The sequence below is a fragment of the Vibrio phycocola genome, assembly GCF_054404255.1.
On sequence record NZ_JBTAMQ010000007.1, the window covers coordinates 296,668 to 312,735 of the forward strand.

A 16,068-nucleotide genomic window follows, 5' to 3' on the forward strand; every position below is an offset into this window, starting at 1 on the left:
CGCTGAACACGTGCTAATTAGATGATAGTATTTATTAAGCATACTTTGAATTATCAAATTTCCAAGTTTTTTGGGAAAAATTAATTTTTATGTTTAGTCTAAGTCTTTGATTTTGCGATTTAGAGCACTAAGTTGAATAATTTTTGTAAAAGAAATGGTCAATTTGTTGATTGACGTATTATTCTTAATCAATAAGCATAATTGTAAAGTTAGGAGATTCAATGCAAATCAGTGTAGATGTTCATAATTATATGGAAGTTCTTGTTGGGCAGCTGTTAGCCGGTTCAAGTTACGTTGATAAGTACAATGACGAACAATTGGCAGATCTGGCGTGTTTGGCCTTAAGTCAATTGCGACCTGTGTATATTCGTCACGATATCGACTTTTTAGCGGCTCTCCCGTTGGGGAAAATGGATACTTTAAAGCAATATGCAAATGATGCCGTCTTGGCTGCTGAATCAATGATTATTAATGACCAAAGAAAACGCAGAGATACCGATATTCCGGTTGTTATCACAAGCCAGCGCAGCGAAGATCTAGAACTTGAATGGTATGAAAAACCGATCGTGAATAAAATTAACTAATAGTAGGTAAGGGGAGTTAAGTGGGCTTTTTATCCCGTTTGTTTGGTGGCTCTGATGATCAGGCGCCGAAAGATGAGTACGCTAAAGTTGAACCGGTGGAACACAATGGTTTTTCGATATATGCCAGTTCGATAAAGGAAGGTAGTCAATATCGAGTTGCCGGGAAAATCGAGAAAATGGTTGATAACGAATTACTATCTCATAGATTCGTTCGCTCCGATGTTTTAGCGTCACAAGGTGATGCAAATGATTTGATGATAAATAAAGCCAAAGTATTTATTGATCAAATGGGCGAGAATATCTTCCAGTAAAGCAAAATCATTGATAGATATCATATTGATAGAAGCCACAAGTAGCTAAACTTGTGGCTTTATTTTTATAGAATATTTACACAAGCGTATAACTAGTATTTAATGTGCGACCGGCAAGGTAACATCTTAGAATTGATTCGTTATAAATCGTTGTTTTTTCGAAGAACAATGTCAAATTATTTATAATAAATCATACTTATCCATGTCGTTATATTATAAATAAATAATCTATTTGGGCCCATAGTCAAGGATTTGAAATGCAGATTGGAGTACCTAAAGAAACACTAGCGGGAGAGTCGCGAGTGGCTGCATCACCGAGTTCGGTACAGCAGTTAATTAAACTTGGATTTGATGTAATTATTGAATCTACCTCAGGAGATAAAGCGAGTTTTGATGATTCAGCATTCGAAGCCTCAGGGGCGAAAGTGGTGTCTACATCAGAAGCGTGGAATGCAGACATTATTTTTAAGGTAAATGCCCCTTCGGACGACGAAATTTCTTACCTTAAAGATGGTGCTTCGTTAGTCAGTTTCATTTGGCCAGCTCAACATTCAGAATTAATGGAGAAGCTGTCGTCTAAAAACATTAATGTTATGGCGATGGACTGTGTTCCTCGTATTTCACGTGCTCAAGCATTAGATGCATTATCATCTATGGCAAACATTGCCGGATACCGTGCAGTTGTAGAAGCAGCACATGAGTTTGGTCGGTTTTTTACTGGGCAAATTACTGCGGCAGGTAAAGTTCCACCTGCTAAGGTCTTTATTGCAGGAGCAGGCGTTGCTGGGTTAGCCGCTATTGGTGCCGCTGGCAGCCTTGGGGCAATCGTTAGAGCTTTTGATGTTCGTCCTGAAGTAAAAGAACAAGTTCAGTCAATGGGTGCTGAGTTTCTAGAAGTTGAATTTGAAGAGGCTGCGGGATCGGGAGATGGTTACGCAAAAGAAATGTCCGACGAGTTCAACCAAAAAGCCGCAGAACTCTACGCAGCGCAAGCACAAGATGTTGATATCATTATTACCACGGCATTGATTCCAGGTCGTCCAGCTCCGAAGCTTATTACCAAAGAAATGGTTGATAACATGAAGGCGGGCAGTGTAATTGTCGATTTGGCAGCAGCCAATGGTGGTAACTGTGAATATACAGTTGCCGATGAAGTGGTGGTTACGGATAACGGTGTTAAGGTTATTGGCTATACCGATATGGTAGGGCGATTACCAACGCAATCTTCGCAACTTTACGCTACTAACCTTGTCAACTTAACCAAACTTCTTTGTAAAGAAAAAGACGGTAATATCGATATCAATTTTGATGATGTTGTTCTTCGTGGTGTCACCGTGGTTAAAGAAGGCGAAGTGACTTGGCCTGCTCCACCAATACAAGTTTCTGCTCAACCTCAAGCGAAACCAGAACCTGTTAAAGCCGAACCTAAAGAAGAAGCGCCAGTTTCACCCGCGAAGAAAATTGGCGGGTTAATCGTTGGGTTAGGTGTGTTTGCGTGGATAGCTTCCGTAGCACCAGCCGCCTTCTTAAGTCATTTTACCGTATTTGTTTTAGCATGTGTGGTCGGATATTACGTGGTGTGGAATGTGAGCCATTCTCTTCATACGCCTTTAATGTCAGTAACGAACGCAATTTCAGGCATTATCGTTATTGGTGCATTGTTGCAGATCGGTCAAGGAAGTGGCGTTGTCACGTTCTTGTCTTTCATCGCGATATTAATTGCGAGTATCAATATATTTGGTGGTTTCACCGTTACCAAGCGTATGCTTGAAATGTTCCGTAAGAACTAAGGGAGTAGCGAATGTCTGCAGGATTAGTACAAGCAGCGTACATTGTTGCTGCTTTATTTTTTATTATGAGTCTCGCTGGGTTATCGAAACAGGAATCTGCAAAAGCAGGTAACTATTACGGTATTACAGGGATGACGATTGCGTTGATCGCTACCATATTTAGCCAAAGCACTTCGGGGATTACATGGATTATCCTTGCGATGGTTATTGGTGGTGCAATCGGTATGCATTTGGCGAAAAAGGTCGAAATGACTGAAATGCCAGAATTGGTAGCTGTACTCCATAGCTTTGTGGGTATGGCGGCGGTTTTAGTTGGTTACAATAGTTATATCGAAGCGCCCGAAATGGCGACTCATGCTGAACACGTAATTCATTTAGTCGAAGTATACTTGGGTATCTTCATTGGCGCGGTAACCTTTACTGGTTCGATAGTCGCCTTTGGGAAATTACGAGGTGTGATTAATTCTTCTGCACTGAACCTTCCACATAAACACAAAATGAATTTGGCGGCGATAGTCGTATCTACATTGCTATTGATTTACTTTGTGAATGTAGATGGAAGTCTATTTGCTCTGATCGTGATGACGTTAATAGCATTTGCATTCGGTTACCACTTGGTTGCATCTATTGGTGGTGCAGATATGCCAGTTGTCGTGTCTATGCTTAACTCATACTCTGGTTGGGCCGCTGCTGCCGCTGGTTTTATGTTGGCAAATGACTTGCTGATTGTAACAGGTGCATTGGTTGGTTCATCAGGAGCGATTTTGTCTTACATCATGTGTAAAGCAATGAACCGTTCTTTCGTAAGTGTGATCGCCGGCGGATTTGGCCAAGAAGTTGTTATTTCAGGTGATGAAGAGCAGGGTGAACACCGAGAAGTGTTTGTTGATGAAGTCGCGGATACTTTGAAAAACTCTAGATCGGTTATTATCACTCCCGGATACGGTATGGCAGTAGCGCAAGCTCAGTACCCTGTTTATGAACTGACTGAAAAGCTACGTTCAATGGGAATAACGGTTCGCTTTGGTATTCACCCAGTTGCTGGGCGTTTGCCAGGTCATATGAATGTGTTATTGGCTGAAGCGAAAGTTCCTTATGATATTGTATTAGAGATGGATGAAATCAACGATGATTTCTCTGATACTGACACAGTATTAGTAATTGGAGCGAATGACACGGTTAACCCAGCTGCACTAGATGATCCAAATAGTCCAATTGCTGGAATGCCTGTGCTTGAAGTATGGAATGCACAACACGTGATTGTATTTAAGCGTTCCATGAGTACTGGCTATGCCGGAGTTCAAAATCCTTTATTCTTTAAAGAAAACACTCAAATGTTATTTGGTGATGCAAAATCTAGCGTTGATGATATTGTAAAAGCGTTATAGATTTTTAATGATAGATCAGTAGACAATTAGCCAGCGATATTCTCGCTGGCTATTTTGTTGTACATTAAGCCTATTCTTGACAACAATATAACATCTAGGACGCACTTCTCGACATAATGGCTAGAAGTGAAATGGTGAAGTATAAAGGCAGAGTTAGCGATAGAATGAAGTTAAGACTGATTTTTCTGATGTTTATATCGGCTAATGTATTTGCAGAATCTTTGCCTGAACGAATCGATGAATTTGTTCGTTTATTTGACTATCAAAATGCAACAGTAACTTATGATATTCGGACAATCGAAGCCGATTATCCAACACGTCTTTTAACACCAGAATCTCTCTTACCGCAAACGGCCAATTATCCAATTAAAGATATTCAACAGTTGTATAAACTGGCGGTTAACTGTACAGGTTCAATTCCATTAAGCCCATTGATCACCGAACCTCTCGTTTTTACACGGGCAATGTGTAATGGGACAAAACTTACAGCGCGTTGGTTTGCGAGAAGCTCTATGATTCACCCTGGTGGAGGCTCATACGCAGAGCGCTATATTGCCGTTCACCCAGATACACGTGAACAGCTATTAAAATACACACACATTCAAGAACGTCCAACTCGTCCTGTTACAACACTTTTAGGACGACTTCAGAGGCTGGAATATACCGCTATCAATGCTTTGTTGGGCGGAGCGACGATGTTTAGCTCCAACAATGAATTTTGGCTAAGAAAAGGCGATAGATATTTTATTTTTAACGAAAAGTTATGGACCGACAAGGCAGATAGCGTTGGTCTATCATACTCGTTTGCTAAAGATCACACGACTTGCTTTGTTCAACGTGGGAACTTGTGTTGGAATTTAAAAGATCAATCAGAGCTACTTCGCTACATTATGGTGGGGCTGGTTGTAGTGAATTTCTTATTAATTATAAGTTGGTTCATCTATCGAGGGAATTCTAAGCGTAAGGAACTTAAGAGTCGTATGTTGGTCTTACAAATATTGACTCATGAGCTGCGTACCCCTATTGCTAGTTTATCTTTAACTGTCGAAGGTTTTCGTCGTGAGTTCGAGGTTCTTCCTGAATCGTTGTATGAAGAATTTCGTCGATTATGTGAAGATTCAAGGCGGTTGCGCCAATTGGCTGAAGCGAGCAAAGATTATTTACAGTCAGATAATCAATCACTTGCGGCTGATTGGGTTCCGTCTATTCAAGAATGGCTAGAATTTAAAGTAGCTGAAGAATTTAAAGAAGATATTGAACTTGTTATTAACCAAGATATTGCAGCAAAACTGAACGTATATTGGTTATGGACGTGTATTGATAACTTATTACGCAACGCTTTTAAATATGGCGTTGCACCCGTAAAATTGGAAGTCATTACTTCAAGAGACTCGGTCATATTTAAAGTTATTGACCAAGGATGTCTAAATCGAAAACATTGGCGAAAATTGCGTAAAGCATTCGTGAGTGAAAGTGGCTTAGGACTTGGATTGACAATTGTTGAATCGATGGTGGGAAGAATGGGTGGCAGTATGTCTCTAATCGGCCCGCCTTCAACATTTATTTTGGAGATACCCTGTGAAACAGACGTTGCTTCTAGTTGAAGACGATAAAAACCTAGCGGATGGATTATTGGTAAGTTTAGAACAAGCTGATTATACCGTATTACATGCAGAACGCATTTCAGAGGTGAAACAACATTGGGATAAAGCGGATTTGGTGATTCTAGATCGTCAGTTACCAGATGGTGATTCAGTTTCGCATTTACCTGATTGGAAAAGAATTAAAGATGTGCCGGTTATTTTGTTAACCGCTTTAGTTACGGTGAAAGATAAAGTCGCCGGTTTGGATTCAGGAGCTGATGATTATTTAACTAAGCCGTTCGCCGAAGCTGAATTATTTGCGCGTATCCGTGCTCAGTTGCGTACACCAGAAAGTGGTATGTCAGATAATCAAGTGGTTACGGAAAACTTAGTGATTGATAAAGCTACCCGTGAGGTGCTGTTTGATGGCCAAGCTGTTACCTTAACTCGAACAGAATTTGATCTATTGCTCTTTTTAGCAAGTAATTTAGGCCGAGTATTTACGCGAGATGAATTACTAGATCATGTGTGGGGATATAATCATTTTCCAACAACCCGTACTGTCGATACTCATGTATTGCAACTACGTCAAAAATTGCCTGGACTCGAAATTGAGACTCTCCGTGGCGTTGGTTACAAAATGAAAGCTTAATTGATGAACAAAATTGCTGTTATGTTGGGTGCGCTTATGATGGTACCCACGGTTTATGCTGAAAATGATTGGTTTGCGAGAACGACACCTTTAGCCCAAGCTCATCAACATCTATTAACCGGTGAATTATCGGGGATGTTTGATTCTATGGTTGAAGTATGGCAGAACGCAGACTCGACTGATGTATCTGAGCATTTAAATGCATTAGCCTTACAGGGATTGGAATTAGATTGTGGTAAGGGATTTACCACACAACCGTTACCGAAGTGGATTAAGTCGGTAACGCTTCGACGAATTGAGATTCAAAGCCCTGGTCGCGACGCCTATCAATTTATCCTCGATGTTTCATCAACAGAAGAAATACAAGAAGTGTATATTCGACGTTGGGTAGATAAAGCGCCATCGGGTGAAAGCACGTTATCAAAAATTCAAAGTGACGATGTAACAAACTATATCCGCCGCTACAATATACCACAGAAACTTACTCCTGGTTTATACCGTGTCAGTGCTGTTAGGCTCGACGGATCAGAATGGAGTCAGTGGATCATTTTGGAAGAACCAGAAGCAAATCATTCGGTTCATTGGGTGTCCCAAGATGAATGGAAAGTCGTAAAATCAGCGTTGCCGAACTCCTATTGTCCGTTACCGAAACTGAATGTGTCTCTCTACAGTTTTGATGAAGGTAAGTACGTTGAAATCTGGCATAAAGCTTATGAATCTGATTACCCATTATCGTTACCGCGTAACGTAAATGCGCCAAGCCGATATATTTTAGCGGTTTCTATGAATTATCAACGATGGCAAGGCCCGATTCTAATCGAGCAATCTCAAGTAATTAGTAAAACTTATGATGTTACCGACGATTAAAAAACAGTAAAGAAACCGTTCATCCTGCCGTTATAGGTAAAAACCCACAGAGGAATTTATCTAATATGGCACTGCGACTTAAAACTTTGGCTTTAGCTACGGCATTTGTATCAATGTCATCTCACTCTGCCTCGTATGCGATAGAAGCTCGCGGTGATGCGATGGGCGGAGTTGGGGTCGTATCAGCTAGCTATCTAACAGCCCCATTTTATAATCCCGCTTTAACGGCTATTTATCGACGTAACGATGATGCTGGTATGATCCTACCGAGTATCGGTGGAAGTTATGAAGATCCCGATCAATTCGTTGATGCGATAGAAAATTTGGCCGATTTAATTGAAGAAGCGGAATCTAGCCCCAGCTTAGCATTGGAAAGCGAGCTTGAAACTGCCTTGGAAAATATGCAAGGTAAGCAACTTAAGTCTGAATTAGGCGCAGTAGTCGCGATTGGGATTCCAAATTCATTTGTCTCCATGACGGCATATGGAAAAGTATATGCAGAAACTTATGTCACTTCGGATATTGATACGTCAGATTCAAACACCATTAATAACGCTCAAAATAGTTCTATAAATGCAGTGTCTGTTGGGATTGCAGAAGCAGGTTTGACACTAGCAAAGTATTCTCACTATCTTGGACAGCATATTGCACTTGGAATAACGCCTAAAGTTCAACGTATTTATACCTTTGTCTATAACGCTAGCTTTGATGATTACTCGATCCTGGATGTCGGAGATAACTCAACAAAAGAGTCGATGATTAACGTGGATGCGGGGGCGGTATGGTTTTATGGGCCTCTACGTGTTGGTTTATCGGCGATGAATTTAATTTCTAAGGATATAGAAACTCAGTCCGTTAATGGTAACCAATACTATTATAGCCTGGAACCTCAATATACTGTCGGGTTTGGGTTAGTGGCTGACTATGCAACACTCAGTGTGGATTATGATCTAAAAGAAGAGTCTCATTACGTTGGGTTTGATGATAATACACAGATGATCAGAGTAGGAGGGGAGATTGACTTGCTGCGCCAGTTAAAGCTTAGAGCCGGCTACAACAAGAACCTTGCTTATGATAGTACAGATCCGACGTGGACTGCGGGTGTAGGAATTTCGCCCTTGGGTTTAGTGGAGCTTGATTTGGCGGTGAGCTACTCCGGTCCTGATTCTAAAGGAGCTTATATCAATTTCTTAAGTACGTTCTAACTTCTAAAGTGCCTAATTTATTTTAATGCCCGCATATGCGGGCATTTTTATGCCTGAAATACTAGGAGTTCTGGCGTAAGTAAACATTCACTCATCAACTTAATGTTTGTCGTGAAATAAGTGAAGAGTTTAGATCTATTTAGGATCTATTAGTAGTGTAAAACACTGTAACCCATATCTAACAATCTATGTAACATAGTCAAAAAATCTAATATAAGATCGTATTGTCTAACGCACTATAACTAAATGTATTGTGGCAGGTGGACTAATACAATTACGGTTTTATTGGACGAGATATACGTTTTTTTAAGGGGAACTGTAAATGCTGAAAGAAAAGTATAGTTATGTGAGAAATTTCTTTTAGCGGTTTATTGAATGGTGATATTGAGTCAAATTAAGAGCGCTAAATAGTGCAATTAAGCAGAGAGAAAAATTTATGACACCTTTAATTGATTGTAAGTTAGCAGTAGGTGGCAATGTTTAATATCGAGAATAAGAGTAGAAAGTAGAATGGCTGATCACCTAATGCCATAGTGAAAGATAGTGATGCAGCCAATTTGCTTTGATTAGGTCTTAGTTGGTTACTTCATTGAGTGCAGGCCTATGGTATTGCCCTCGGTATCACATAACACACTAATAAACCCATGTTCACCGATTTGCATTTTGGGAACGAGTATTTCACCACCGCTCGATAACACACGAGATTCTTCGACAGCACAATCGTCACATGAAAAGTAGACTAGGGTGCTATTACCACCGGCTTTAACATTGCTCATATAGGCTAATGCGCCACTCGCACCATACTGTTCCATATTGCTTGGGAAACACCACATCTCGATTTCTATCATTGCAGGACTTTCTAACTTTTCCAATTTTACATTTAATACTGATTCGTAAAATTTACGAGCTCTAGGCATATCATCAACATAAATTTCAAACCATCCAACGGGATTAGATATCATAATTCCATCCTTAGTCACGAGCTTAATGAGGAATATCAGTCTAGCTCTAATTAAGAAAATTGTTAAGCAGTTGTTAATTACACAAGCTTAATAGGTGATGTTTATCTAGAGTAATTGCCTGAAATATAAATGCAGAGTTCAGAGCACGATCAACTACAATTTGGAAGTCTTCTATCGAATTACACGCCAAATTAGCGATTCTTAAACTACGCATTATGTACGTTATGTTAAATATGGATGAGTTTAAGTTAAGTTCATAAGAATGCCTAAATCAATCACTTACCTCCCACTATGCCTACTTGTTAATTTATGATGATGGGTTTATGATAAGTTCATATCTTAATAGTTCTGAGTTTTTGTTAGGTTCATAGGTGCTGAGTATTTAACAGTATTCATTTCCCATCGTGAACAACAATATGTTGGTATTAGCTTAGTTGCCAAATAATTACCTCGGACAGTAATTTTGAGGGATTTCGTTAAACTTATGACTTACACAAATTGGCATGTGTTAAGCAACGGGCAACGGGCGCATCTCATGATTGATGACGTGACTACCTTACCTTCCATGTTCGTCACAATCTATGGGATTAATGAGCTGAGTAAGAAACGTTTGGGTACTCAGGAAAATATCCTCGGTTCGCTACGCTTCTTTTATGTGTATTACTACAAGAAACACAAGCAAACATTTGATTACGACTTCTATAGGTCAAAATACAACATCGCCTATTTCATCAAAGAACTGGATGGTTTCTTTCATTACCTCCTTGGTCAGCAACATCTGAATGATGAGGAAGATATTATCAGTCTTGGCTTTTTGCATTCCGCTATTTCTAAAGCAAACAAGGTCACCTATGGCAACCACGTTAGGAATGTTGGCAAGTTCCTTAAGTATCTCAACTATCGATATATGAATTTGGCATTCCAAGATCTGTCGCCAATAGAAGCTCACAAAATTCACGAGACAAACCGCAGAGACCTCGCTGACAGAATAAAAGTCTTCAGTAAGGTTGAAGTTTCGAGGAACGAGCCAGCGCATCGGTTTAAAAGCATCACCGAGAAGCAGAGTGTCGAGCTAACGAATATGCTAATCCCATCCACACCTGAATTTACGGATGCGGATACAGGTGAACGATTCTCGGCTGTGATTAATCCACAAAACCCGTTTGAAGATGGGTTTCAACAATACCGCAACTATCTGATTCATCGATTAATGTTTAACTATGGCTTACGTGTTGGCGAGGTGCTGTTGTTGATGAAGGATACTGTGGGAGCATCTCAGCCAGACTCAAAGGGTAACGTTCGCTACATTTTGGTCGTTCAGAACCTGCCCGATGAAATAGTTGATCCAAGGAAGAAAGCGCCGTCTATCAAGACAGAACATTCTCACCGACAAATCGAACTCACTGAGGACGATTTCATCATGCTGTCGATTTATATGGAACAATACCGTGACCCACTTTTTGTAGAAAAAGGCATAGATGATCATCAGATTCTGTTTATTAAAGGTTCGGGCAAATTATCTCCATTAAGTTACGATGCAATTCGAACCTTTTATAAGGAAAAAATTGACCCGACATTTATTGCTCTTTACCCCTACTATCGAACGAAGAGCAATAAGTTTATTGATTACCTAGTAAATATTACTCCACACGTAGGACGGCATACGTGGGCTTATATCACATTGGAATTTATCTACAACAGTCTCCTGAGGGAATCAGTAATGCTTGCGCAAGACTATGGCATTCAAGCTAGGATGAACGGTGTACTTGAACCAGCCGTGGAACAACTGCGTACCTTGGGGGGGTGGTCTGTGACTAGTAAGGTTCCATTGAGGTACGCCAAGCGATTTCTTGAGTTGGTCAGTAACCAGAGTAACCAAAAGCGTACAAAACGAGCTGACTGGCAGACCGCTATTTCTGAAAGAACTGTTCCAATAGATGGAACTGGGTCAACCTACAACGTATTAGAAGATAATGGATATGATGAAGACTTCCCATTCGACGACCTATTCAATTGACGGCTCTTTTCAAGAAAAGAGCCATTCTGAACAGTCGTCTCCCCTATTCACTCAAGAACAAATAAAGTGGATCGAGGATATTGAGCTGCCTGCAAGGCTATACCTTGCTAATGCGACAGAGTTCGATGATCAATTTTTGTATCTTCACAACGATTGGCGTTACCGATATTCAGGTGAAAACAAGGCAATTTTATTTGGCAAGGGTAAAAATTTCCGTGATTTATCGCCTGAGACAATAAAACTCTTAAAGTACTTAACGGTCGAGTACATCAATGAGAACTCAGCAAGCGTTGCTGACAAGTTTGCTCGGTATGTCGCAATTAGTTTAGAGGAAGTTGAATCTATCACGCGAGATGCGCTAATTGCTAAATTGCACATGCTTGTTGCGAAGGTAAAGCGAAAGCATTCTGATAACAGTCAGTTTTACTATACGCTTTATGCTTTACGCAAACTAGAACGCAGTGGGTTCTTCGAAAGCACTGATATCAGTGTTGATCTTGAAGATTTGTTGTTGGAAGTGCCTCGGCCTCTGAACGCCAACTGGGGGCGTTATCAAAATCTAGATCTCGTTATCCCTGATGAAGTATGTCTAATGGTTGAACAAGGTATTCAGCTTTGGGCATCCAAACTGTGTCCTAAACTTGATACCAAAGAAAAGAAGATTGCACATTTAGAGAAGCTAAAAATAGAATTAAAAATTGAGGAGTTACGAGATTGCATCGTTGTTGGCATTGTCTATTATACAGGGGCACGACCAGTTCAAATCGGTAAATTTGCTGGCGGTGATTTTGTCATTGATACTGAGAACAAGCATGGAATGCGCTACTCAGTGCTTATTCCATACGCTAAGAAGTCTAAGTTAACCATTGACCGAGTTCGTGTTGCTATCCCTGAAGAGCTTGGAAAGCTAATCTTGCTGTATAAGCATTTAGAGGCAATTGGTGATAAAGATATATTAGTGCCAACGAAGTACTCCACACAAAAAATGGTCGATCAATCGATTAAGGAAATGCTTCTCAAGTTATCTCCTAAGGACATTAAAGATGCAGTTAAAAACGGTGATTACATACAGCCTGTATATAACGCAAGTCTTTTTCGTCACAACGTTGGTCACTCAATGGCGATGAGTGGCGCATCTGCTCCTGAGATAGCTTATATCCTTGGGCAGTCGTCTTATGTTGTTGCAGATCGCTATATCGCTGCCACCCCTGAGATGGCCGACATTCGTGAAGCTGCATTAGGTCGTAACCCCGTGTTCAAAAATATGATGGCACTTATGTTGACAGGCAATATAGTCAACAGCAGTAAATGGAAAGGTCGTCTCGTTGCTACCTCAATAGGTGGAAAACTTCATCATCACCTTGGTGGGTGTAATTACGAAGAAGATATCTGCCCTTTTTCACAAGGTCGTGGGTGCTACGGGTGCTTGTACTTCATCCCCTTTACAGATGGAAAGCATAAAGAAGTACATGATTCTTTGAATGATGAGATCACTGAAACCCGAAATGTTGCCGATGACACAGGAATTATTAATCACCCCCTACTTAAGGAATTAGTGAGACGGAAACAACACGTAATTCAGATTATGGCTCGTGTTGAAATGGCAAAACTAAGGAAGACGTAAGTAGATGACTCAAGACACAATCCTCAATCAGCAAGCGAAAAACCTTCTTGCTTATGTTGAGAAATATAAAACTAAATTCGAAGAACGTCTTGTCGCTTATAATGCTGTTGGACAATTACAGTGGAATACATCCTCTTGGCATTTTGGTGAGAAAGGCGTTGCATGGCTTAAAGAGACAAAAGACCACGGCTTTAAGTGGGATGAAGTATCCAGTCGAGTTAAAGGTCTTACTAAGATGGGTATCTCACCAGTGTTTCAAGACTTTATGCGTGCTTATCATATGCATCAGGTGTGCTCTTCAAGTGGCTTACCATCGGGCTCCGCATTAGATAAGCCACTGCAAGTCATGAAACGCTGGTATTGGGAGATGGTTTCAACAACAGGTCAGACTCACCCCATGTACCTAACCGCCGATATCATTCATGCTGCTATGGATCGCCACAGAGAAAACTCTATGAGTCCTGTTAATGTAAGCGATTATTGTGACGTTGCAGTAAAAGCTATCAGTCTACTTCGTCAATATAATCTATTTTTGGTGAATGTTGAGGTCGAAAATAAGCACCCGTGCCGTAATGGTACACATAACACTAAAGCGAGGAAGCAAGCTGAACAGGCAGACCCCGACAAAACTGATGATAAGAAATTAATTTCAATCCGTGCATTTATGAGCGTCATTGAGCTAATGGTATTGGCTAAAAGTGATTATCAGCGGATTTTTTATAACATGCTATTACTAGCTATTATCTGTGGCTTTCGTTTTCAAGAAATCATGTTGTTGAAAATGGATTCATTAGTCAGGCGAGAGATTACAGATGAAGATAAGCGGCAGCACGCGATTGATCAGGGCTGGCCTACTTATAAGCTTGGCATCGAGTATCTAGGTGCAAAAAAAGCGGGATGGCGAATTCATTGGTTAGCACCAACCTCTTACCTTGTGGTTGAGATGATCTATAAATCTGTAGAAGCAATGACCTCGGATTTTCGCGAAACTATTAAGGGGTTTAGGAATTCCAATTTCACTAATATGCTACCTAGCAAGATCACAGAGCTTCCTGATGACTGGATAGAATGTCGAGAGCTGTACGACATTATGTTCTCTGGTTCAGGTGGTACGCGAAATGCTCTGACTAAGTCCATTTTGATTTCCATTAAAAGCTATAGTGGTCATGAGCCTAAGGTGATTCCCATTCACAAACAGAAGAAAAATTGCTTCTTCACCAAAGAGCAGTTGAATGATTACGTATATCAGCGATATGCCCAGACCAAAAATTTTGAATCTGGACACCAATGTGTAGTGTCTGTTAAAGATAGTGGTAACTGGGAGCACTTTAATTACGAAGATTTAATGTTCATAATGCCCCAGGGTGCCTTTGGAATTATGCGAGACCTTGTTTCGTTACAGCATATTTACCCCCTGGATGAACACTCAGTAGAGGCATGGTTAGGTGGTGCGAAAAACCGTAAGTCTATCTTCGATCACTTCAATCTATATGAAGATGATGGATCTCGTATCAGCATCAAAAAACATGTTCCAAGACATAATATCAATACATTCTTGGCTATCGCTGGAGTGACGGATCACGTCCAAGCCATCTTAATGGGGCGTGTTGATATCACACAAAATAAACATTACCAGCACCAAGCCGAATCGCAGTCCTACCAGACTGCCTCTCTAGCAATCAACATGCTGGAAAAGGCTTATGATGAGAACAAGAAATCTCTCATGAAGGACGATCAACTCTCTCTCTTTGATGCTGATGCCAAACCTGTACCGCAACCCAAACCATCAGTTTTAGTAGAACCAGAACCACAAAAAACTGAGGTGAGTCGCCGTATGGCTGCTCTAGCTAAGTCGGTTAAGCCAACTAAAAACACTGGTATTGCTAATGTTAAAGAATCAACCTCAATCATGGTAAATCCTGACCTCAGCATGGAGCATAATCTGAAGCAGAACATGCAGACTTTTGGTGAAACAAGTGCTGAGGTCGCTCACTACATGGCAGGCACGATGTCGGAAAGATTTCTACCAGAACTTAAAAGTGCTCATGACAAGTTGGTGCAACAAAATTTGGCTGATAAAGCTAAAGATTTACTGGAACGCCATGCCAAGCTGCATCCTCTTGGGTTTGGTGCCTGTACACGTGACGTGGCACGCTGGGGCTGTCCTCATGCACTCAAATGCCAGTCAGGTCTACCTTGTGGCTACTTCACCCTTACAGGGCGCTTGGGTGAAGCCGAAGAGGCATCGCGACGTTTGTCAAGCAAGAGAGAGGAAGTCATAACACTTCGTAAGCTCACTGACAAAAATCCGAACTTCAAACTCGCGTTAAAAGAACAGGAAGAAGCCGTCATAGTTCTTGAGGCTCTTGAAGCGGATGCAATTGAGGCTCAGTGTGCTAAGAAATTAGTATCACTTTTGTCTGACGATAAAGATAACCCACTTGGTCGTATCATTGCACGGATCAATGAACAGATGCTCATTGGTAAAACACCGAAAACCCTTGCTGATCTTTTCTTCATTGAACAGAAACGCATTGAGCGAGATTCTACAAAGAAGGATGCTGATAATGGCTAAAACACCACGCAGTCGTAACGCAGATGACAAGGTAATTCAGGGTAAAGAGCTTGATGCATACATCAGGGCTGAACTACAAGCTATGGTGCGTGAAGGGCTGGAGGAGTCCCCTATTCAGCCATCGACTTTACATGCACGACTTAAGGTAAAAGGAATTATAAAAGGTGGTGTGAGCACCTTGACTTCCCGAAAAAATATTATTAATGAGTACAAGCTTCGCCAACATGCCAACCATGAAAATGGCAAGGGTGAGTTAACTCCAGAAGAGAAAGCTATGTTGGCAGAGGGGCGAACTGGTGCTGCTTATATCAGTAAAGCAGATCGCTTAGAAACCGAGCTTAAAGAATTTAAAGCGAGATATGAGCGAAACATTCTGGGAGTTGCTGACATCATCGAGTATGTTGACAATTCAACGCCGTTAAAGGTTGAAGATTTGCTTGAGAATGAATTAATTCGGGAGTTAGCTGAACGTAAAAGGAACGGCTAATGAGTGAGATGGATAGGAAGTAG

The 16,068-nt window shown here is 40.8% G+C and carries 13 protein-coding genes; 12 read left to right on the forward strand and 1 reads right to left on the reverse strand.

Features of this window, described 5'->3' with window-relative positions:
* Positions 1–221: 221 nt before the first annotated feature.
* From ACXJY6_RS11640 to ACXJY6_RS11675, 8 genes are all read left to right on the forward strand, one after another.
* Positions 222–584, forward strand: a complete 363-nt coding sequence (locus ACXJY6_RS11640) for a late competence development ComFB family protein (RefSeq protein WP_456050410.1) — start codon at positions 222–224, stop codon at positions 582–584.
* A gap of 20 nt (positions 585–604) precedes the next feature.
* Positions 605–895 (forward strand): HlyU family transcriptional regulator, encoded by a 291-nt coding sequence (locus ACXJY6_RS11645; protein WP_456050411.1) that lies wholly within the window; start codon positions 605–607, stop codon positions 893–895.
* 257 nt (positions 896–1,152) lie between these two features.
* Positions 1,153–2,685 (forward strand): Re/Si-specific NAD(P)(+) transhydrogenase subunit alpha, encoded by a 1,533-nt coding sequence (locus tag ACXJY6_RS11650; protein WP_458768432.1) that lies wholly within the window; start codon positions 1,153–1,155, stop codon positions 2,683–2,685.
* 11 nt (positions 2,686–2,696) lie between these two features.
* A complete protein-coding gene (gene pntB / locus ACXJY6_RS11655; protein ID WP_456050413.1) occupies positions 2,697–4,073 on the forward strand; it encodes a Re/Si-specific NAD(P)(+) transhydrogenase subunit beta in 1,377 nt (458 codons plus the stop codon).
* A gap of 164 nt (positions 4,074–4,237) precedes the next feature.
* Positions 4,238–5,677 carry a sensor histidine kinase VxrA gene (gene vxrA, locus ACXJY6_RS11660; protein ID WP_458768433.1) on the forward strand — a complete coding sequence of 480 codons (1,440 nt, stop codon included), beginning with the start codon at positions 4,238–4,240 and terminating at the stop codon, positions 5,675–5,677.
* Positions 5,652–6,308 carry a response regulator transcription factor VxrB gene (gene vxrB, locus ACXJY6_RS11665; protein WP_456050415.1) on the forward strand — a complete coding sequence of 219 codons (657 nt, stop codon included), beginning with the start codon at positions 5,652–5,654 and terminating at the stop codon, positions 6,306–6,308. Before vxrA ends, vxrB begins: the two co-directional genes overlap by 26 nt.
* 3 nt (positions 6,309–6,311) lie before the next feature.
* A complete protein-coding gene (locus ACXJY6_RS11670) occupies positions 6,312–7,175 on the forward strand; it encodes a DUF2861 family protein (RefSeq protein ID WP_456050416.1) in 864 nt (287 codons plus the stop codon).
* Positions 7,176–7,240: 65 nt separating this feature from the next.
* Positions 7,241–8,380, forward strand: coding sequence for a conjugal transfer protein TraF (locus tag ACXJY6_RS11675; protein ID WP_456050417.1), 1,140 nt, complete (start codon positions 7,241–7,243; stop codon positions 8,378–8,380).
* 581 nt (positions 8,381–8,961) lie between these two features.
* On the opposite strand, the gene ACXJY6_RS11680 is transcribed toward ACXJY6_RS11675, so the two are convergent.
* Positions 8,962–9,342: a VOC family protein gene (locus ACXJY6_RS11680; protein ID WP_456050418.1), complete on the reverse strand. Its 381-nt coding sequence runs from the start codon at positions 9,340–9,342 to the stop codon at positions 8,962–8,964.
* Between the two features lie 484 nt (positions 9,343–9,826).
* Between ACXJY6_RS11680 and ACXJY6_RS11685 the strand changes: the two genes are divergently transcribed.
* From ACXJY6_RS11685 to ACXJY6_RS11700, 4 genes are read left to right on the forward strand one after another with little or no spacing between them, the layout of a single operon-like run.
* Positions 9,827–11,359 (forward strand): site-specific integrase, encoded by a 1,533-nt coding sequence (locus ACXJY6_RS11685; RefSeq protein WP_458768434.1) that lies wholly within the window; start codon positions 9,827–9,829, stop codon positions 11,357–11,359.
* Positions 11,322–12,983 (forward strand): site-specific integrase, encoded by a 1,662-nt coding sequence (locus tag ACXJY6_RS11690; protein WP_458768435.1) that lies wholly within the window; start codon positions 11,322–11,324, stop codon positions 12,981–12,983. Before ACXJY6_RS11685 ends, ACXJY6_RS11690 begins: the two co-directional genes overlap by 38 nt.
* Positions 12,984–12,987: 4 nt before the next feature.
* The gene (locus ACXJY6_RS11695) at positions 12,988–15,558 is read left to right on the forward strand and encodes a hypothetical protein (RefSeq protein WP_458768436.1); all 2,571 of its coding nucleotides are present in this window, start codon (positions 12,988–12,990) and stop codon (positions 15,556–15,558) included.
* Complete coding sequence (locus ACXJY6_RS11700; protein ID WP_458768437.1) at positions 15,551–16,045, forward strand: hypothetical protein; 495 nt, start codon at positions 15,551–15,553, stop codon at positions 16,043–16,045. Before ACXJY6_RS11695 ends, ACXJY6_RS11700 begins: the two co-directional genes overlap by 8 nt.
* Positions 16,046–16,068 lie beyond the last annotated feature (23 nt).

Coding starts and splice junctions, on each gene's coding strand:
- ACXJY6_RS11640 (WP_456050410.1), top strand. CDS start 222: ATGCAAATCAGTGTAGATGTTCATAATTATATGGAAGTTCTTGTTGGG.
- ACXJY6_RS11670 (WP_456050416.1), top strand. CDS start 6,312: ATGAACAAAATTGCTGTTATGTTGGGTGCGCTTATGATGGTACCCACG.
- ACXJY6_RS11700 (WP_458768437.1), top strand. CDS start 15,551: ATGGCTAAAACACCACGCAGTCGTAACGCAGATGACAAGGTAATTCAG.
- ACXJY6_RS11695 (WP_458768436.1), top strand. CDS start 12,988: ATGACTCAAGACACAATCCTCAATCAGCAAGCGAAAAACCTTCTTGCT.
- ACXJY6_RS11685 (WP_458768434.1), top strand. CDS start 9,827: ATGACTTACACAAATTGGCATGTGTTAAGCAACGGGCAACGGGCGCAT.
- ACXJY6_RS11680 (WP_456050418.1), bottom strand. CDS start 9,342: ATGATATCTAATCCCGTTGGATGGTTTGAAATTTATGTTGATGATATG.
- pntB (WP_456050413.1), top strand. CDS start 2,697: ATGTCTGCAGGATTAGTACAAGCAGCGTACATTGTTGCTGCTTTATTT.
- vxrA (WP_458768433.1), top strand. CDS start 4,238: ATGAAGTTAAGACTGATTTTTCTGATGTTTATATCGGCTAATGTATTT.
- ACXJY6_RS11690 (WP_458768435.1), top strand. CDS start 11,322: ATGATGAAGACTTCCCATTCGACGACCTATTCAATTGACGGCTCTTTT.
- ACXJY6_RS11650 (WP_458768432.1), top strand. CDS start 1,153: ATGCAGATTGGAGTACCTAAAGAAACACTAGCGGGAGAGTCGCGAGTG.
- ACXJY6_RS11675 (WP_456050417.1), top strand. CDS start 7,241: ATGGCACTGCGACTTAAAACTTTGGCTTTAGCTACGGCATTTGTATCA.